Annotated in this window: 22 protein-coding genes; 9 read left to right on the top strand and 13 right to left on the bottom strand. The window is 65.1% G+C overall.

Annotated features, from left to right (window positions below):
* Positions 1-5: 5 nt before the first annotated feature.
* The 4 genes from CO669_RS16235 to CO669_RS16220 all read right to left on the bottom strand — a co-directional run bounded on the left by CO669_RS16235 (position 6) and on the right by CO669_RS16220 (position 3,628).
* The gene (locus CO669_RS16235) at positions 6-710 is read right to left on the bottom strand and encodes a hypothetical protein (protein WP_097660808.1); all 705 of its coding nucleotides are present in this window, start codon (positions 708-710) and stop codon (positions 6-8) included.
* Positions 711-989: 279 nt separating this feature from the next.
* Positions 990-1,676 carry a substrate-binding domain-containing protein gene (locus CO669_RS16230; protein ID WP_097660807.1) on the bottom strand — a complete coding sequence of 229 codons (687 nt, stop codon included), beginning with the start codon at positions 1,674-1,676 and terminating at the stop codon, positions 990-992.
* 19 nt (positions 1,677-1,695) lie between these two features.
* A complete protein-coding gene (locus tag CO669_RS16225; RefSeq protein WP_097660806.1) occupies positions 1,696-2,397 on the bottom strand; it encodes a GrlR family regulatory protein in 702 nt (233 codons plus the stop codon).
* 196 nt (positions 2,398-2,593) lie between these two features.
* On the bottom strand, positions 2,594-3,628 hold the full coding sequence (locus CO669_RS16220) for a glutamine synthetase beta-grasp domain-containing protein (RefSeq protein WP_097660805.1): 1,035 nt from the start codon (positions 3,626-3,628) through the stop codon (positions 2,594-2,596).
* Between the two features lie 535 nt (positions 3,629-4,163).
* On the opposite strand from CO669_RS16220, the gene CO669_RS16210 reads away from it, so the two are divergent.
* Positions 4,164-4,367, top strand: coding sequence for a DUF2735 domain-containing protein (locus CO669_RS16210; protein ID WP_097660804.1), 204 nt, complete (start codon positions 4,164-4,166; stop codon positions 4,365-4,367).
* Positions 4,368-4,487: 120 nt separating this feature from the next.
* Here CO669_RS16210 and CO669_RS16205 read toward each other — a convergent pair whose 3' ends face one another.
* The gene (locus CO669_RS16205) at positions 4,488-4,814 is read right to left on the bottom strand and encodes an MliC family protein (RefSeq protein WP_097660803.1); all 327 of its coding nucleotides are present in this window, start codon (positions 4,812-4,814) and stop codon (positions 4,488-4,490) included.
* A 71-nt stretch (positions 4,815-4,885) separates the two neighbouring features.
* Between CO669_RS16205 and CO669_RS16200 the strand changes: the two genes are divergently transcribed.
* Genes CO669_RS16200 through CO669_RS36345 form a run of 4 tightly spaced genes read left to right on the top strand, consistent with a single transcriptional unit; the run spans position 4,886 to position 6,843 of the window.
* Positions 4,886-5,644: a tyrosine-protein phosphatase gene (locus CO669_RS16200; protein WP_097660802.1), complete on the top strand. Its 759-nt coding sequence runs from the start codon at positions 4,886-4,888 to the stop codon at positions 5,642-5,644.
* Between the two features lie 23 nt (positions 5,645-5,667).
* Complete coding sequence (locus CO669_RS16195; protein ID WP_097660801.1) at positions 5,668-6,348, top strand: SDR family oxidoreductase; 681 nt, start codon at positions 5,668-5,670, stop codon at positions 6,346-6,348.
* A 52-nt stretch (positions 6,349-6,400) separates the two neighbouring features.
* A complete protein-coding gene (locus CO669_RS16190) occupies positions 6,401-6,598 on the top strand; it encodes a hypothetical protein (RefSeq protein ID WP_097660800.1) in 198 nt (65 codons plus the stop codon).
* Positions 6,595-6,843: a ParE family toxin-like protein gene (locus CO669_RS36345; RefSeq protein ID WP_097660799.1), complete on the top strand. Its 249-nt coding sequence runs from the start codon at positions 6,595-6,597 to the stop codon at positions 6,841-6,843. Before CO669_RS16190 ends, CO669_RS36345 begins: the two co-directional genes overlap by 4 nt.
* 3 nt (positions 6,844-6,846) lie before the next feature.
* Here CO669_RS36345 and CO669_RS16180 read toward each other — a convergent pair whose 3' ends face one another.
* Positions 6,847-7,194: a GrlR family regulatory protein gene (locus tag CO669_RS16180; protein WP_097660798.1), complete on the bottom strand. Its 348-nt coding sequence runs from the start codon at positions 7,192-7,194 to the stop codon at positions 6,847-6,849.
* Positions 7,195-7,318: 124 nt separating this feature from the next.
* Between CO669_RS16180 and CO669_RS16175 the strand changes: the two genes are divergently transcribed.
* Complete coding sequence (locus CO669_RS16175) at positions 7,319-8,005, top strand: DUF2161 domain-containing phosphodiesterase (RefSeq protein ID WP_097660797.1); 687 nt, start codon at positions 7,319-7,321, stop codon at positions 8,003-8,005.
* A 103-nt stretch (positions 8,006-8,108) separates the two neighbouring features.
* Positions 8,109-8,414 (top strand): hypothetical protein, encoded by a 306-nt coding sequence (locus CO669_RS16170; protein WP_097660796.1) that lies wholly within the window; start codon positions 8,109-8,111, stop codon positions 8,412-8,414.
* Between the two features lie 80 nt (positions 8,415-8,494).
* Here CO669_RS16170 and CO669_RS16165 read toward each other — a convergent pair whose 3' ends face one another.
* A complete protein-coding gene (locus CO669_RS16165) occupies positions 8,495-9,100 on the bottom strand; it encodes a GNAT family N-acetyltransferase (RefSeq protein ID WP_097660795.1) in 606 nt (201 codons plus the stop codon).
* A gap of 152 nt (positions 9,101-9,252) precedes the next feature.
* On the bottom strand, positions 9,253-9,651 hold the full coding sequence (locus tag CO669_RS16160) for a PaaI family thioesterase (protein WP_097660794.1): 399 nt from the start codon (positions 9,649-9,651) through the stop codon (positions 9,253-9,255).
* A 118-nt stretch (positions 9,652-9,769) separates the two neighbouring features.
* Between CO669_RS16160 and CO669_RS16155 the strand changes: the two genes are divergently transcribed.
* Positions 9,770-10,558, top strand: a complete 789-nt coding sequence (locus tag CO669_RS16155) for a cobalamin-binding protein (protein ID WP_097660793.1) — start codon at positions 9,770-9,772, stop codon at positions 10,556-10,558.
* Positions 10,559-10,632: 74 nt separating this feature from the next.
* Here the strand turns inward: CO669_RS16155 and kynU are convergent, their stop codons facing one another.
* From kynU to CO669_RS16130, 5 genes are all read right to left on the bottom strand, one after another.
* Complete coding sequence (gene kynU, locus CO669_RS16150) at positions 10,633-11,835, bottom strand: kynureninase (protein WP_097660792.1); 1,203 nt, start codon at positions 11,833-11,835, stop codon at positions 10,633-10,635.
* Between the two features lie 19 nt (positions 11,836-11,854).
* Positions 11,855-12,694 carry a tryptophan 2,3-dioxygenase gene (gene kynA / locus CO669_RS16145; protein ID WP_097660791.1) on the bottom strand — a complete coding sequence of 280 codons (840 nt, stop codon included), beginning with the start codon at positions 12,692-12,694 and terminating at the stop codon, positions 11,855-11,857.
* 36 nt (positions 12,695-12,730) lie between these two features.
* Positions 12,731-13,540 carry a hormone-sensitive lipase gene (locus CO669_RS16140; RefSeq protein WP_097660790.1) on the bottom strand — a complete coding sequence of 270 codons (810 nt, stop codon included), beginning with the start codon at positions 13,538-13,540 and terminating at the stop codon, positions 12,731-12,733.
* A 336-nt stretch (positions 13,541-13,876) separates the two neighbouring features.
* Positions 13,877-15,154 (bottom strand): ArgE/DapE family deacylase, encoded by a 1,278-nt coding sequence (locus CO669_RS16135; RefSeq protein ID WP_097660789.1) that lies wholly within the window; start codon positions 15,152-15,154, stop codon positions 13,877-13,879.
* Positions 15,155-15,208: 54 nt separating this feature from the next.
* Complete coding sequence (locus CO669_RS16130) at positions 15,209-15,934, bottom strand: pyridoxamine 5'-phosphate oxidase family protein (RefSeq protein ID WP_097660788.1); 726 nt, start codon at positions 15,932-15,934, stop codon at positions 15,209-15,211.
* Positions 15,935-16,008: 74 nt separating this feature from the next.
* Here CO669_RS16130 and pdxR point away from each other — a divergent pair, with 74 nt between their 5' ends.
* Entirely contained in the window at positions 16,009-17,499 is a 1,491-nt protein-coding gene (gene pdxR, locus CO669_RS16125; RefSeq protein ID WP_097660787.1) for a MocR-like pyridoxine biosynthesis transcription factor PdxR, read from the top strand.
* Positions 17,500-17,532 lie beyond the last annotated feature (33 nt).

The following is a 17,532-nucleotide window of genomic DNA, read 5'->3' as shown; positions in this document are numbered from 1 at the left end:
CCGCTTCACGCCCTTCGCATCAGCTTCAGCGATGCCGCCAGCCGCAGGCTGCGTTTGCCCGCGAGCGCGATGCCTTCGAGCTCGCCGCTGTCCTCCGTGCAGGTCCCTGAGAATCCGATCCCGACCTCGAAGCCGCCGAACACCGGGTTCTCGCCCTTCGCAGGCGTGTGCTCCTGGTTCAGCATCTCGCCCTTCCAGCGGCCGTCGGCCGAGGAATAGGAGCCGAGATAGTAGAAGAACGCGTCGCCGCCGAGGATGCGGCCGTCGATCAAGAGCATCACACCGGAAAGGCCGGCATCGACGCCGTCGAGCGCGCGCAGGCTCATCCCGTAGAGTCCGTTGGCGATGCCGCCCTGCCCGATCGTACCACGCGGCGGCAGCGCCCCGTCATCGAGCCGCGTGAGATTGGCCCAGAAATGGGCGCCCGGCATGGTGTCTGCACCGCCCTGCAGACGGATCTCGTTGCCGACCAGCCGCCCGCGCGCGCCGATCGCGGCGACGTCCGCCCCCATCAGCGGCTTGTAGTTGGGATCGAGGTTGTGCCGCTCGGTGATGACCTCGGCGACGACCTCGCCGTCCCGCTCGGTGTAGGTGCCAAGGTGCGCAAAGCCGGAATTGCCGCCCAACATCTTGCCGTCATGCAGGCACATGATGCTGCGCCCGAACGCATCGTTGACGCCGTATTCGACCTTGTAGAGTCCGTCCAGCAACGCAATCAGCCCGCAAAATCGGAAAGGAATCGTGGGCTACCTAGCATTGCCGCCGCAGCTCGGCCACCCGGCTTTTGCGCGCAGGGGCCTTGCGGCCCATTGAGCGGCCACGCTCCCCTGTCTGCGTCCCGGACAACCCGCTCATTTCGCCTAATCCGCAGCCAGCAATTTCAAGGGCTTGGGTACTGTGCATGGGGTTGTTTTCGCGTTTCTTGCAGGCCGCGGGCTCGTCCGGCGTCTGCACGCGATTGAGTTTCGCCCCGGGCGGATCTGACGAACTCAGGGCTCCAGGCCCGATTGGCGCAGCACGGGAATGACGTCCGGCGAGGCGAGATAACGCAGCAGGCGCTCCGCGGCATCGGCATGTCCAGCGCCTGCGATGCAGCCGGCGGAGAAGACCGCCGGCGTCTGCAGCTCCCGCGGGATCGGTCCGACCACCTCGATGCCGTCGACCTGCTTCAGCTCGCTGATCTGCTGCACGGCAAGATCGGCCTCGCCCGTCACCAGCCGCTCGGCGGTAAAGCCCTGCTCGACAACGGTGGCTCTGGCGTTGATCGCCTCGGCAATCCCCATGCGTACGATCAGCTGGGCGAAATAGACGCCGCTTGCGCCGAGCCGCGAATAGGCCACGGACCGCGCCGCAAGCAGCGTCGTGCGCAGCGCCGCTTCGCTGCCGATGTCGGGATGCACCTGCCCTGCCCGCACGGCAATGCCGACATAGGATCGCGCCAGATCGGCCGCGCCATCGGCGAGCACACGCCCTTCGCCGATCATGTCGTCGAGGCCCTCGCGCGTGAGGATGACGAGATCGGCAGCCTCGCCGGCGCGCAAGCGCTTGAGCAGCGCCAGGGTCGGCGCGAAATCGGCGTCGACGTGGATGCCCGTTTCGGCCTCGAAGGCCGCGGTCAGGCTGCGCATCGCGCCCATCAGGCCGAGCGTCGAAAGCATGCGGATGGAGTTTGTCATGGAGCTTCCCGGATGACGGTCAGGCGCGATGCATCAGCTTGAGCGCGGCGGTGAGACGCAAGGAGCGCTTGCCGGCAAGCGCGGTCGCCTCCAGCACCGCCTCTTCCGCATCGTAACGGCCGGAGAAGCCGATGCCGACCTCGTGGCCGCCGAAGATCGGATCGTCCTTGGCCGGCGTATGCTCCTGGTTGAGGATCTGGCCCTTCCAGCGGCCGTTCGCGGCGGTGTAGCTGCCGAGATAGTAGAACGCGGCATCGCCGCCGAGAATACGTCCCCCGTTGAGCAGCATCACTCCGGTGAGGCCGCCATCGAGACCGTCGAGCATCCGCAGATGAATGGAGTAGAGGCCGTCGGTGATACCGACTTCGCCGACGCCGGCGGCGACTGGCACCTCGTCTTCGGTGATCGGCGTCATGAGCGACTGGAACGGCACACCCGGCAGCTCCTTCAACTCGCCCTTCAAGCGATAGAGATCACCGTCGGCCCAGCCCTTTGCAATCAGGGTCGCATCGTCGGTGCCGGCCATGGCGCGGTAGTTCGGGTCGGGGTTGTGACGGACCGTCTTGATGACGATGTCGACGCCGGCTTCGGTCCGTTCATAGCTGCCGATATGGGCGAAGGCTGAATTGCCGCCCAGCAGCTTGCCGTTCGCCACATGCATCACGCTCCTGCCGACCGCGTTGCCGAGCTGAAATCTCGTCTTGTAGAAGCCTTCAAACACCAGCCGTGTCCCCGGCCCTCGCGCGCATCCCGGTCCACTCTATCCCGCTTTCCGCGGCGATAGACAAGCTTCGCGCGAGCACGGCCGGCGAACCACAGGAATGGCGTTGATCCAAATGAAAATCCGCCGGAGCCTTGCAGCTCCGGCGGATTGAGCACCAACCCGGGCCAGCCCCCCAGCCCGGGCCGGGAGGATCTTAGGCCGCGGCCTTCTTGTCAGCCGGCACGGACGCGATCGTCTTCAGGATCTGCGAAGCGATCTGGTATGGGTCGCCCTGCGAGTTCGGACGGCGGTCTTCCAGATAGCCCTTGTAGCCGTTGTTGACGAAGGAGTGCGGAACGCGGATCGAGGCACCGCGGTCGGCCACGCCATAGCTGAACTTGTTCCACGGCGCGGTCTCGTGCTTGCCGGTCAGACGCTTGTCGTTGTCCGGGCCGTAGACGGCGATGTGGTCCATCAGGTTCTTGTCGAAGGCCGCCATCAGCGCTTCGAAATACTCCTTGCCGCCGACGGTGCGCATGTACTCGGTGGAGAAGTTGGCGTGCATGCCCGAGCCGTTCCAATCGGTGTCGCCGAGCGGCTTGCAGTGGAACTCGATGTCGATGCCGTACTTCTCGGTCAGGCGCAGCATCAGGTAGCGGGCCATCCACATTTCGTCAGCGGCCTTCTTGGAGCCCTTGCCGAAGATCTGGAATTCCCACTGGCCCTTCGCGACTTCCGCGTTGATGCCTTCGTGGTTGATGCCGGCAGCCAGGCAGAGGTCGAGATGCTCCTCGACGATCTTGCGGGCGACGTCGCCGACGAACTTGTAGCCGACGCCGGTGTAGTACGGGCCCTGCGGCGCGGGATAGCCGTATTCGGGGAAGCCGAGCGGACGGCCGTCCTTGTAGAAGAAGTACTCCTGCTCGAAGCCGAACCAGGCGCCGGCGTCGTCGAGGATGGTGGCGCGCTTGTTGGACGGATGCGGGGTCTTGCCATCGGGCATCATGACTTCGCACATCACGAGCACGCCGTTGGTGCGCGCGCCATCCGGGAAGACGGCGACCGGCTTCAGCACGCAATCGGAGCTGTGGCCTTCGGCCTGCTGGGTGGAGGAGCCATCGAAGCCCCAGAGCGGAAGCTGCTCGAGCGTCGGGAACGACGCGAATTCCTTGATCTGAGTTTTGCCGCGCAAGTTCGGAGTCGGCGTATATCCGTCGAGCCAGATGTACTCGAGCTTATACTTGGTCATTGAGCCTCTCTGTAGATGATGCGAAAGGTGGGGTTGAGAGCCCCGCACGTTTGTACCCGGCCATCATCGGCCGGCGCTCTACAAGCATTTTACGTGCCAAAAGGCCGCAGGGCGGGCGGTTTTCCACCGCAGCGGCAGGCTCTCCGCCGGAAGCTGATTGCGCCCCGCGCTCTGCGTCATAGGCGCGCACCTTCGCGTGAAGCTGCAGCGCAAAAACCCCGGGGAAATCGCCCGTTTCTGAAGCAGACGACGCAGTGCCTGAAGTTGCCGATGAAACACGCATCAACCGCCGGCAATAATCGCAAAGTCTATCACCCCACCGCAGCAACCTTTGGAATGGCCCAAGCGTTGGTCACCGAGAGCCTGCCTTAGGGGATGCATACCTCCGACTGCCCACAAATTGGGCGGCAACTGATCTCCTTTTCAGCACTTTCCAATCCGGGAGCCGCGGCCGATATGGGGATTTCGGTAACCACAATCGAACGAGTCGGGCGCACGATGGAGGGCCAAGGCGCTTCGACCAAGGAGAATCGCAATGATGAACAATGGTCTGAGTCACGGGTCGGCAACGATCTATCAATTCCCGGTCGGGGGCCGCGCAGCTCTTGCCGGACGCCGCACCGGCGACACCCGCCTTCCCGCCGATCACGCCTCGCTTCCCGCGAACGTCTCGATCTGCAGCGAGAGCTGGTATCACCAGGACGCGGTCGACGAGGCCAAGCCGAAATGGGATCGGTGATGCCTGGGCTTGGTTTGATACCGCCGCGCTCGCACAAGCGCCCGGCGGCGGCAGTTGAAAAAGGGTCGAAACAGCAGTGTTTCGACCCTTTTTGATTCCAGCTGGCCTCGCGGCTGAGTTTTAGATTCCGGGCCTTTCGATCACCGCGCAGGCGGTGACCGGCCGCCTCAGGTGCCTCACCGTGGCGGGGCCGGTCTTTGGGATCTTCAGGGTGACGCCCGCCCCGGAATAGCGCGCGCCCGAGACCGACAGCCGCTTCGCCAACGTGACCGGCTCGCCGTCGATCTGGAGAAAGGCCCGCTTGTCGGCGTCATAAAATCCAACGACGAACTGCGTACCATCGGCGCAGCGATAGGTCCGGAAGGTCTGCGCATCGGCCTGCGGCGCAGCAAAAATTCCGACCGACGGCATGGTGATCGCCAAAACAAAGGCCTTGTACCGATCCATGTTCGCCCCCTGTAATAGACCTCAAGGACGCCCGCCGTGCGCCCGCTGGAACCATAGCCCAAGCTGATCCGATGCAAGACTCCTCCCTCACGGACTCCCCCGCCCGCCACCTCGCCTTGCAAGGCGCCAGCAATTTCCGCGATCTCGGCGGCTATCCGACCTCAGACGGCCGCATTACGCGCTGGCGACATATCTTCCGCTCCAACCATCTCGGGCAGCTCACCGCCGATGATGTCGCGATCGTGCGCGCGCTCGGGGTCAGAAGCGCGTTCGATTTCCGCGGACTGGAGGAGCGTGCGGCCGGCGTCTGCGTCGTGGACGAGATCACGGTGCACTCGCTGCCGATCGAGCCGACGGTCGTCGCTGCGCTGCGCGCCGAGCTCGCCAGGGGCACGCTGACCGCGCCGGTGGCGCTCGAGCTGATGCGGGAGTCCTACCGCAACTATGTCCGCCACAACACCCACAGCTTTCGCAGCCTGTTCGGCCACCTCCTGGAAGACAGTGCGCCGCTCGTGATCCACTGCACCGCGGGCAAGGACCGCACCGGCTTCGCCAGCGCGCTGATCCTGCATGCGCTCGGCGTGCCCGACGACGTCATCGCCGAGGACTATTTGCTGACCAACCAGCACTACAGGCGCGATGCAACGGCAGCCACCGACCTGCCCGAGGACGTCCGCAACGCCATCGGCAGCGTCGAAGCCTCCTATCTTGCCGCGGCGTTCGAGGCCGTCGGCCGTGAATACGGCGACCTCGAAACGTATCTTCGCGACGGGCTCGAGCTCGGCGCGACCGAGCGCGACGCGCTGAAGGCGCGCTATCTGCAATCATAGGCCGCAGCGCCGGGAGATCGACAATGCAAGGCAAGGTCCTGGTCATCACCGGCGCGCTCGGCGCGCTTGGCAAAGTGGTTGCCGAAGTCGCGCAGGCGCGCGGCGCACGCGTCGCCGGTATCGACCACGCGCCCTCGCAACTGTCGGCGACGCCCGAGCGCATCGAGATCGGCGGCGTCGACCTGTCGGACGCAACGCAGGCGAAGACGGCGGTTGATGCGGCGGCAAAGCATTTCGGCCGACTCGATGCGCTGATCAACATCGCCGGCGGCTTTGCGTTCGAGACGGTCGGCGACGGCGACAGCAAGACCTGGCAGCGCATGCACGCGCTCAATGTCCTGACCGCGCTCAACACCTCGCGCGCGGCGCTGCCGCATCTGGCCGCGTCCACGGCCGGCCGCATCGTCAATATCGGCGCCATGGGCGCGCTCCAGGCCGGCTCCGGAATGGGCCCTTATGCGGCGTCGAAGGCGGGCGTGCATCGGCTCACCGAGGCTCTGGCGAACGAGTGGAAGGGCAAGGTGACGGTGAACGCGGTGCTGCCGTCGATCATCGACACCAAGGCCAATCGCGCCGACATGCCGAAGGCGGATTTTTCCAAATGGGTGACGCCGCAGGAGCTTGCGGATGTCATCCTGTTCCTCGCCAGCGATGCCGCGAGCGGCATCACCGGGGCGCTGATTCCAGTAGGTGGACGGATTTAGCTCGCCTGGCGCGAACCTTTTCCAAAGCGGGCTACCTTGCTATATTCGATCGATGACAACGGAAGATATCGAGCAAGCAATCGAGCGACTTACGCCTGACGAATTGGCACGATTTCGTGCATGGTTCGAGCAGTTCGACGCCGAGCGCTTCGATCAGGCCCTGGAGCAAGGTGCCAAAGCGGGCAAGCTCGACGCCTTTGCCGAGGAGGCGCTGAGCGCTTATCGTGCTGGCCAAACTCGCGACTTGTGAAGCACATCGCATCGCCCAGATTCTGGAAGGCCTATGCGCCCCTCAAGGTCCGGGAGTTGGCTGATGCCAACTTCCAGCTGCTGAAGAGCGACCCCGCTCATCCCTCGCTCCAGTTCAAACGGGTCGGACGATTTTGGTCCGCCAGGGTTGGACTCCGCTATCGCGCCCTCGCTGTCGAGTCTGATGATACCTACCTCTGGTTCTGGATCGGCTCTCATGCAGATTACGACCGCCTTGTGAGCTGAGCATCAGTCCGGCACCAGCAGCCGCAGATTGCCCTTGAAACGGATGCTCTGCTTGCCCGCGAGCGCAATGCCTTCGCCATACGCGGTCTCGTCGGTATAGGTACCGCTGAAGCCGATGGTCACGACCTTGCGGCCCCACACCGGGCGCTCGTCGAACGAGGGCGAATGCTCCTCGTTGGTCAGCTCGCCCTTCCACTTGCCGTTGGCCGAGGTGTAGGTGCCGTAGGCAAAGAAGAATGAATCGCCGCCCCGCATGGTGCCGTCGCGCAGCACCATCACGCCCTGATTGCCGCCCTGCACGGAATCCAGCATCTCGATGCGGATGTGATAGAGCCCGTTCCTGATCGTCATGTTCGCAAAGCGCCCGGCTACCCGCTGCAGGATAGCCGCACCGTTCCCTCCCGGGCAAATGGCGCAGGGGCCGAGATGCGATCCGGGCTAGACTGCCGCAACTGATTCTCCGATCGGACACCCCGTGGAAACCGCGCTCTACCTGCCCGTCAAACGCTTCCTCGAAGAGCTCGGCTTCACGGTCAAGGGCGAGATCGGCGGCTGCGATCTCGTCGGGCTCAGCGCCGGCGATCCGCCGGTCGTGGTGATCGGCGAGCTCAAGCTCGCCTTCAATCTCGAGCTGATCCTGCAGGCGGTCGATCGCGCGTCGGCAGCCGACGAGGTCTGGATCGCGGCAAAGATGTCGATACGGGGCAAGGGACGCGAGAGCGATGCGCGCTATCGCAATCTCTGCCGCCGGCTCGGCTTCGGAATGCTTGGGGTTACCGACCGCGGCCAGGTCGAGGTGCTGGTGAAACCGCCGACGGCGGCGCCGCGCCGCGAGCCGAAGCTGCGCTCGCGCCTCGTCACCGAGCACCAGCGCCGCCGCGGCGATCCCGTGCTCGGCGGCAGCACCCGCGCGCCGATCATGACGGCCTATCGGCAGCAGGCGCTGGCCTGCGCCTCGGCGCTCGCGGAGGGGCCGCAGCGCGTACGTGACTTGCGCGAGCGCTGTCCTGATGCGGGCAAGATCTTGCTTAACAATGTGTATGGCTGGTTCGAACGGGCCGACCGGGGAATCTACGGGCTCACCGAAGCCGGACACGCGGCCCTGAAACGCTGGCCACAGCTGCGGACCGAGGTGGAAACAGGTGCTCCGTCTCCGCCCTGAGGGCTGATCGATGCAACCGGTGAATAGCTGAGATGCCACACCAATTTCATATTGCAATGCAACATAGGCGGCACTAGGTATCCAGAATCGAAACGAGGCCCCCATGAGCGCAGACTGGAATACCAAGTACGGCACGCGGCGCGTGCGCCACGATCCGCCGACCCTGGACGAGGCGATCTTCGCCGCCATCGGCATCACCGACGATCAGGCGCAGCAGGCCGAGATCGCCGCAGCCTTGATGGGGATGCCGCTAGACGTCGTGCAGGCCGAGGTGAAGAAGCAGGCGCGCACCAACAGCCGCATCACCGCAACGCGCGTGATCGCCGGCGAACAGGGCGCGCAGCGCTCTGTCGTGGTCGAACGCCGCGTCGTCCGCCGTTTCGGCAACGACAAGCGCACCGGCACCTGAAGCACTCGTTTCGCAATCCCAGACACACGAAAGCGGACCGGCCACGCCGGTCCGCTTTTTGATTCAGCCGCGATCTGGGATCAGGCGGCGCGATTGCCGTACATGCTGGAGATGATCTTCCAGCAGGTCGAGTTGAGACTGAGAAGCGCGCGCCCGGCCGTGAAGGGCGAGGCCGCGAGATCGGCGAGCTCGGCTTCGGGCGTCTTGGCAAGATCGATCGTGCCGGTCGATTCGCCGTGACGGAAGGCCAGATGCGCCCCGAACTTCCTGGCGAGCGCCCGCATCGCATGGTTCTCAGCGCCCGTTGTGATGCGCAGGCATTTGTAGCCCTTCCAGCGCGCCTCCGCGATCAGGCGGCGGAACAGCACGGTGCCGACACCCTGGCGTCGCGCGGAGGCCTCCACGCTGAAGGCAACTTCAGGCAAGGCCTCGTCTTCCGCGGGATGCAGCTCGGCCGCACCGCGGACCACGCCATCGACGATATAGGCGACGATGACGGTGCCGTCCTCGGCGCAGCGCGCGGCGTAGCGCTCGATGAAGCTGTCGTCGAGAAAGCCATTGAAACGGTCGTGCCGGCTTTCGGCATCGAGCCTCAGCAGATGATCGCGCAGAAGCGGCAATTCTTCCTGCTGGATCAGGGTCCGCACGTAGCCCGGGGCGGTGCGGACGGTCTCTTCAAGTACCACGTCAAAACTCCTCTTGGTGTCCCTCGAGGAGGCGTTCGAATCCCTAGGCCCCCTATATTGTGCATCGCAACATCTTTTGCAAGACGAGGACCTGCCCAACTTAAAGGCACGGGGAACGACCAATTCGTTAATAAAATCAAGGATCCGTAGTCTTACAGGACCAGCTGGGTCTGGGTGACCACGGCAACCAGCTTGCCATCCTCGGTTTCCAGCCGGGTGGTCCAGACCTGGGTCCGCCGGCCACGATGGACCGGAGTCGCCGTGGCAATGACCGTGGTTCCCTCCTTGGCCCCGCCGATGAAATTGGTCTTGCTCTCCAGCGTGGTCGTGCCCTTGGCATCCTCAGGCAGATTGATCACGGTCGCGGCCGCGCCGACCGAATCCGCCAGCGCCATCACCGCGCCGCCATGGATCGTGTGATGCAGCGTGCAGAGGTCGGGCCGAACCGTCATCCGCGCCACCACGCGCTCCTTCCCGGCCTCGATGAACTCGACGCCCTTGAGCTCGGCGAACGGCATCCTCATCGCTTTAAGTTTCTCGAGCGGCGTCATCAGATCTCCTCCCAATTCCTTGTTGCTTCAACGTGAATTGCTTCATGCGCCAAAGCAATGACGTCCGAGGTAGTGGCCGGGCTGACATCGGCGCGCACATTGTGCATAGGCTCGGTCCATGCGCCACTTCCCGCCCCGCCGCATCGTGTGCCTGACCGAGGAGACCGTCGAGACGCTGTACCTGCTCGGCGAGCAGGATCGTATCGTCGGCGTCTCCGGCTACGCGGTTCGTCCGCCGCGGGTACGTCGCGAGAAGCCGCGCGTGTCGGCCTTCGTCTCGGCCGATATCCCGAAGGTCCTGGCCCTGGAACCCGATCTGGTGCTGGCGTTCTCGGACCTTCAGGCCAACATCGTCGCCGACCTCGTGCGCGCCGGCGTGGACGTGCACGTTTTCAACCAGCGCGACATTGCGGGGATCCTTGCGATGATCCGCACGCTCGGCGCGCTGGTTGGCGCCGCGGAACGCGCCGAGGGGCTCGCGCAAGGCCTGGAACAGCGCCTGGCGGCGATTTCCGCGACGCCCCGCCCCTCGCCGCCGCCAAAAGTCTATTTCGAGGAATGGGACGATCCCTTGATCTCCGGCATCGGCTGGGTGTCCGAGCTGATCGAGATCGCTGGCGGTACGGATGTCTTTACAGACCTGCGACGCCAGCAGGCGGCCAGGGATCGCATCGTCTCGGCAGAGGCGGTGCGTGAGGCCGCGCCCGACGTCATCCTCGCTTCATGGTGCGGCAAGAAGGTCGTCCCTGCCCGCATCAAGCAGCGCGAGGGCTGGAGCGACATCCCCGCCGTACGCGACCACCGTATCGTCGAAATCAAGTCGCCGATCATCCTGCAGCCGGGGCCCGCGGCGCTGACGGACGGGCTGGATGCGATCGTGGCGGCGTTGTGGGGCGTGCCTAAATAGGCTCTGTTCCTCGGCTCGTGGTTCCGGACGCGCCGCCAAGAAGCGCTGCGCTGCGTCCGGGGCACGAACCGTCCTCACGTCACCGCGTTCACGACCTGATATTCCGGCTGCCGCCACACCTCGCCATTGATCACCTCCTCGATGATCTCCGCCGCTCGCACGATGTCGCTCTCGCCGACATACAGCGGCGTGATCCCGAACCTCATGATGTCGGGGGCGCGGAAATCGCCGATAAGGCCGCGCGCGATCAGCGCCTGCATGGCGGCGTAGCCGCCGTCGAAGGCGAAGCAAACCTGCGAACCGCGCCGCTCAGGCGCGCGCGGAGTGACCAGCCTCAAGGACGGGCAGCGGCGTTCGACCTCGGCGATCAGGAGATCACCGAGCGCCAGCGACTTGGCACGGACCTCCGCGATATCGACGCGGTCCCAGATGTCGAGCGAGGCTTCCAGCGCCGCCATCGCGAGCACCGGAGGCGTGCCGACGCGCATGCGCTCGACGCCGCCGGCGGCGGCATAGGCCAGCTCGAACGCAAACGGCTTGGCGTGCCCCATCCAGCCCGACAGCGCCGCGCGCGCAGTGTCGGCGTGGCGCGGGGCGACGTAGAGGAAGGCCGGCGCGCCCGGGCCGGCGTTGAGATATTTGTAGGTGCAGCCCGCCGCGAAATCCGCGCCGCACCCGGCAAGATCGACCGGCAGCGCGCCGGCGGAATGGGCGAGATCCCAGACGGTAACAATGCCGAGCGCATGCGCCTTCGCGGTCAAATTCGCCATGTCGTGGCGGCGGCCGGTGCGGTAATCGACCTCGGTGATGTAGAGCACCGCGACATCCTCCGACAGCGCGGATTCGATTTCCTCCGGAGCGACCAGACGCAATTGATGGCCGCGCCCGAGCGTCTCGATGAGGCCTTCGGCCATGTAGAGGTCGGTCGGAAAGTTGCCGGTGTCCGACAGGACAATCCTGCGGGATGCGTTGATGTCGAGCGCGGCGGCGAGCGCCTGATAGACCTTGAGTGACAGCGTGTCTCCGACCATCACCGAGCCGGCTTCCGCACCGATCAACCGTGCGATGCGATCGCCGAGCTGGCGCGGCTGGACGTACCAGCCGGCGGTGTTCCAGGCGCGGATCAGCTCATTGCCCCACTCGGTCGTGATCACGCGGTTGACCCGCTCGGCAACGCCCCGCGGCAGCGCGCCAAGCGAGTTGCCGTCGAGATAGATCACGCCGTCAGGCAGCTGAAACAGCGCTTTGGTGTCGTCATAGACGCGATATCTGGTCATGGATTTTTCTTGGGCATTTCTACAGAATGGTGCGGACGCGCCAGAGTTCGGGGAAGAGCTCCACTTCCAGCATGCGTTTGAGATAGCTGACCCCGCCGGTGCCACCGGTGCCGCGCTTGAAGCCGATCACGCGCTCGACCGTCGTCACATGATTGAAGCGCCAGCGGCGGAAATAATCCTCGAAGTCGACCAGCTTTTCAGCGAGCTCGTACAGCATCCAATGCGTCTCCGGCGCTTCGTAGACGACGCGCCAGGCCTGCAGAACGCCTTCGTTGAAGCTGTGGGTCTCGCGAACATCGCGCGCCAGCACCGCCGGCGGCATCCTGAGCCCGTTGCGATCGGCGAGCCTGAGCACCTCGTCATAGAGACTTGGCGTCGCGAGCTCGGCTTCGAGCAGCGTTGTCGTCTCCGCGTCGTGCGCGTGCGGCTTCAGCATGGCGTGGTTGCGATTTCCGAGCAGAAACTCGATCAGCCGGTATTGCCGCGACTGGAAGCCCGAGGACTGTCCGAGCTGCGAGCGGAAGCGCGTGTACTCGCTGGGCGTCATCGTGCGCAGCACGTCCCAGGCGTTGTTGAGCTGCTCGAAGATGCGCGACATCCGCGCCAGCATCTTCATGGCAGGCTGCACCTCGTCCCTGGCGATGGAGCGGCGCGCAGCGCTGAGCTCGTGAATGGCCAGGCGCATCCACAGCTCCGTGGTCTGATGCTGGATGATGAACAGCATCTCGTCATGTGCTTCCGAGAGCGGGTGCTGCGCGCCGAGGATTGCATCCAGCGCGAGGTAGTCGCCGTAGGACATCCGCCGGGCGAAATCGGTCTCGGCGCCTTCGCTGGTGGGATCGTAGTCGCTGGACGTCATGGACAGGCCCTTTCGATCGATCTTCCCCGGCTCCGCTCAGTCGAGGCCGATCAGGCGCGCGGTGATCGGCGATGACGGATCCTTCAGTCCGTCGATCACGGTAAAATGGTTCTGCCCGGGCTCGACGACGAGGCGCGTCGGCACGTCGAAACCGGTCCAGAGATTGGCCATCAGATCGGACTGGCGGATGAATTCGGGCCGCTCGCCGCCGCCGACCCAGGCGGTGACGGGCGAATGTCCAAGCGGCAGATGCAGCGCTGCACTTTCGAGGCTCGCCTCCTCCATGGTCATGCGCAGCGTGTCGTTCATCTTGGTCTTCAGGAGAGGGCGCAGATCATGCAGGCCGCTGATGGAGAGCGTCCCATTGATGCGACTGGAGACAGCGGGCTCCAGCCGGCTGTCGTCGCACAGCATGCGTGTCACGAGATGACCACCGGCGGAATGACCCGCGAGCCGGATCGGCCCGGCCACAAGCGAAGCCGCTTTCGCGATCGCAGCGGCGATCTCGGCGGTGATGTCTGAGATGCGCGCAGCCGGCGCCAGCGTGTAGCTCGGCAGCGCCACGGTCCAGCCATGGTGGCGCGCGCCTTCGGCGAGATCGGTCCAGGTCGACTTGTCGAAGCGCATCCAGTAGCCGCCGTGCACGAACACGACGAGACCCTTGCTGTCGCCATCGGGCAGGATCAGGTCGAGCCTCTGACGCTCACCCGAGCCATAGGCGATGTCGGTGCGGAGATTCTTCAATCCGGCCCGGTAAGCCGCCGCCCGCTCCGCCCACAACCCCGGAATCTTGTCCGAGCCCGGGATATGGGCCGAATTGGCGTAAGCATCATCCCAATCGCGCATTGTCACTCCCGGGGACTCGTCCAGCAACCGGACGCCAGTCTGCCACCGGGACGTCCCGCATCCTAGTCTTTCTTTTAAGCTTAAAGGATTTCGGACGGCCCGTGTTTCGGGCAGCGAGAAGGCAAGATATTTCTGCTCTCGCCTGTTCGGCGCTGAGCCGATGGCAGATCTCTACTCGAAAAACGGTGCCGTAGGGTGGGCCAAGCGGCTTGTCCGCCGTAGCTCGACGAGCGAAGGCGGAGGCGTGCCCACGCACTTCGTCACGTCGCATAGAACGCGTGGGCACGGCGCTGGCGCCTTTGCCCCACCCGACGAGAGTTGCGACTGAGGCGACTGCTACACCTTCTCCACCCCGCACCACTCCGCGATGAACAGCGCCATCGCCTTTGTGGTCTTCTTCAGCGACTCCAGCTCGACATATTCGTTGAAGCCATGCATCTCGCCGCCGCTGGCGCCGAAGCACAGGCTCGGGATGCCGTGGTTGAGGCCATAGAAACGGGTGTCGGTGAGCGCGGTGAAGACGAGATCCTCGGGCGTGCCGCCGTAGACTTTCCCAAACGCCTTGGCGAAGGCGGCTTCCGGCGCGGCGGCGTCGGTCAACTCATAGCCTTCCGAGAGGAAGCCCGACCATTCGATCTCCGGCGGGTTGTTGGCGAGGAAGCGATGGTTGCGCGCGGCGGCCGCGACGCATGCCATGATCTCCTTCTGGTGATCGGCGATCGACCAGCCCGGCAACACAGCGATCCGGCAATCGACGTCGCACCAGGCCGGCACGCTGGAGGCCCAGTCGCCGCCCTTGATGATGCCGGGGTTGAAGTTGATGGGATGGTTCAGCGTCTTGAAGTGCCTGTCAGCCTTGGCCCGCTCGTTCCACTCGATCTCGAGTTTCTGCAGCGCCTGGATCAGATGATAGGCCGCCATGATCGCATTCGCCCCGGAGCCGGCGAACGCCACATGGGTCGGGTGCCCCTTCACGCGCAGGCGAAACCAGATCACGCCGACCTGCGAGCGCACCATCTTGCCGCCGGTCGGCTCCGGAATGAAGCAGGCGTCGGCACGGTAGCCGCGCTGGAGCGTCGAGAGGGCGCCGACGCCGGTGCTCTCCTCCTCGATCACCGACTGGAAGTGGATCCGCGCCGTCGGCTTGAAGCCGGCGGCCTTGATCGCATCCAGCGCATAGAGCGCGCCAATCGTCCCCGACTTCATGTCGCAGGCGCCGCGGCCGAACATCTTGCCGTCCTTGACGACGGGCGAGAACGGCGGCGTGTCCCATAATTCCAGCGGCCCGGCCGGCACGACGTCACAGTGCCCCTGCAGGATCAGCGATTTGCCGGCAGCCGTCTGCGGGCGATAGGTGCCCACCACCGAGCGCGCCTTTGAGAAATCATGCTCGATCGGGCCGAAGCCGCGCAGATCCTTGAGATCGTCGACGTCGATGTGCCAGTCGTCGACCTCATAGCCGCGCGCGCGCAGGAGGTCGCCGATCATGTCCTGGCACGGCCCCTCGGCACCGCGGGTCGAAGGGATCGCGACGAAATCGCGTGTGGTGGCAAGCTGGGCCTCGAAGCCGGCATCGACGGCGTCGAGAATCCTCTGCTGCGTTTCGGCATTCATCAGGCAACTCCAGGCATTCCAACGGTTTCCAAGGAGTGCGCAAGCTAACCGATTTCAGCCGTTCGGGTACTCCACAAAATATGCATCCCGCAATGCATCTTCGAGCAGACGGCCTTCCGAATAGCCATTCAGCGTCGCAGGGCGCGTCACCCCGTCGAGCAGGCGCGGACACGGCTCCGGCGCGCCGAGCACCGTGCGCACCGGGATGCGCTCGGCATAGATCGGCAATTCGTAGTCCTCATCGTCGTCGGCCACACCCTTGGCGCGGACCTTGGCCGAGGCCTCCTCGATCTCCATCGCGATGAAGGAGGTCGCCTTGATCTCCTGCGTGTTGCTGGCCCGAAGGCTTGCGGTGCGATCCGGAAAGAAGCGGTCGACCATCGCGATCACCGCGCGCTCTTTCTCCTCGGGGTCGGTGACGAGATAGGCGGTGCCGAACGCCATCACCGCACGGTAGTCGGCGGAGTGATTGAAACCGCAGCGTGCCAGCACGAGGCTGTCGAGATGGGCAACCGTCAGGCACACCCGCTCGCCTTTGGTCTGGTTGCGCAGCATGCGGCTGGCGCTCGAGCCGTGCCAGTACAGTTTCGTGCCCTCGCGCCAGAAGAAGGTCGGCGTGCAATAGGGCTGGCCGTCGATCACGTAGGAGACGTGGCAAAGCATCGAGGAGTCCAGGATGCGATGAACGGTCTCGTGATCGTAGAAGCCGCGGTCGTGCCGGCGCTTCACCTGGTTGCGCGCTGAGGTCGGATAGGAATTGGTGGTCTCGGCCTGGCTCACGGCTGCTCCTGATCGGATTGGAAAGATCCGGAGCAGTTGTAGCTTCGTCTTTGGTCTGCGATAGTTCCAATTCCATGCGAAAAATTCCGACCAATTCCCTGCCCTCAGCGGCCAAAGCTTCCTTGCCGGCAAAGACCGAGCTGCCGCTCGATCTCAGGGGCCCGCACGTCACCGCCGGCGCCTCCGCTGCGCACCGGCTCTATCAGGCGCTATGCGAGATGATCGTCTCCAGCCTGGTCAAGCCTGGCGAACCGCTGCCGCCGTCGCGCACGCTGGCGAAGCAGACCGGCTTCCGGCGCAACGCCGTCGTGATCGCCTATGAACGCCTGATCGCCGACGGCTTTGCCGAGGCCAAAGTCGGCTCCGGCACCTTCGTCGCTGCGCGTATCCCTGCGCGCACGGCGGCGCCTGGCAAGCCGAAGGTGGCGGTCGATGCGCCGCGACAGGGCGCTTTCGCGCTCGGCTGCACCCATATCGACGAACGCGCCGTGCAGCGCTTTCGCGCCTTCGTCGGCCGGCGCATGCGCGCCTTCGGGGCCGAACATCTGCATTACGGTGATCCGCGCGGCAGCCGCGAGCTGCGCGCGGCGATCGCCGATCATCTATTGTCAGCGCGCGGGCTGCGCTGCGATCCCGATCAGATCGTGATTACGTCAGGCACACTGCACGCGCTGCGTCTCGTGCTGAGCGCGATCCTCAAGGCGGGCGACCAGGTCTGGTGCGAAGATCCCGGCTATCCGATCGCGCGAAAAACCATCGCGCATTGCGGCTACCGCGCCGTGCCCGTTCCTGTCGACGAGCACGGCATGCGCGTCGCCAAAGGGCGCACCGCAGCCCCCAACGCACGCGCGGCCTATGTCACGCCGTCGCACCAGTTTCCGCTGGGCGTGCAGATGTCGATGCCGCGGCGGCTGGAGCTGCTGGACTGGGCCAGGCAGGCCGGCGCCTTCGTGCTGGAGGACGACTACGACAGCGAGTTTCGTTATGACGGCGCACCGCTGATGTCGCTCGCGGGGATCGACCGTCTCCAGCGCGTGATCTATCTCGGCACATTCGCCAAGACGCTGTTTCCGGGCCTGCGCATCGGCTATTGCGCCCTGCCCGAACGCCTCATTGCTGATGTGACGGCCGCGCGCGCAGCGCTCGACCGCTTCCCCGGCACGCTGATGGAAGGCGCGGTGGCCGACATGCTCAATTCGGGCGCGTTCGCGGCAAATCTCAAGCGCGTGCGAAAGCTCTATCGCGAGGCACGTGACGCGCTGGCCGAAACGCTGGAGGCTGCATCCGATGGCGCGCTGTCTGTGCCGGTGCCGTCACAGGGCCTGCATCTGGTCGCGCGGTTCGCCCCCTCGGTCGATCCGTCGGTGGCCGCGCGGGCCAGGCAGGCCGCCGGCGCGGAAGGCTGGCTCCTGGCCGACACCTATTCGCGCGCGCCCCCTCTGCCCGGCTACGTGCTGGGATTTTCCGGGCATGCGGTTCCACTGCTCGTCGCTTCCGCGGAACGGCTGGCGCGAGAATCGCGCGCAGCCTTGCGCACCCGGAACAAGTCGGCGCGGCGGGCATAACGAACGTTCACTATGAGAATCGCGAGCCGATGC

Origin of the sequence: Bradyrhizobium sp. Y36 (assembly GCF_002531575.1) — a bacterium.
Taxonomy (GTDB): Bacteria; Pseudomonadota; Alphaproteobacteria; order Rhizobiales; family Xanthobacteraceae; genus Bradyrhizobium.
This window is presented reverse-complemented; position numbering and strand designations above follow the sequence as displayed.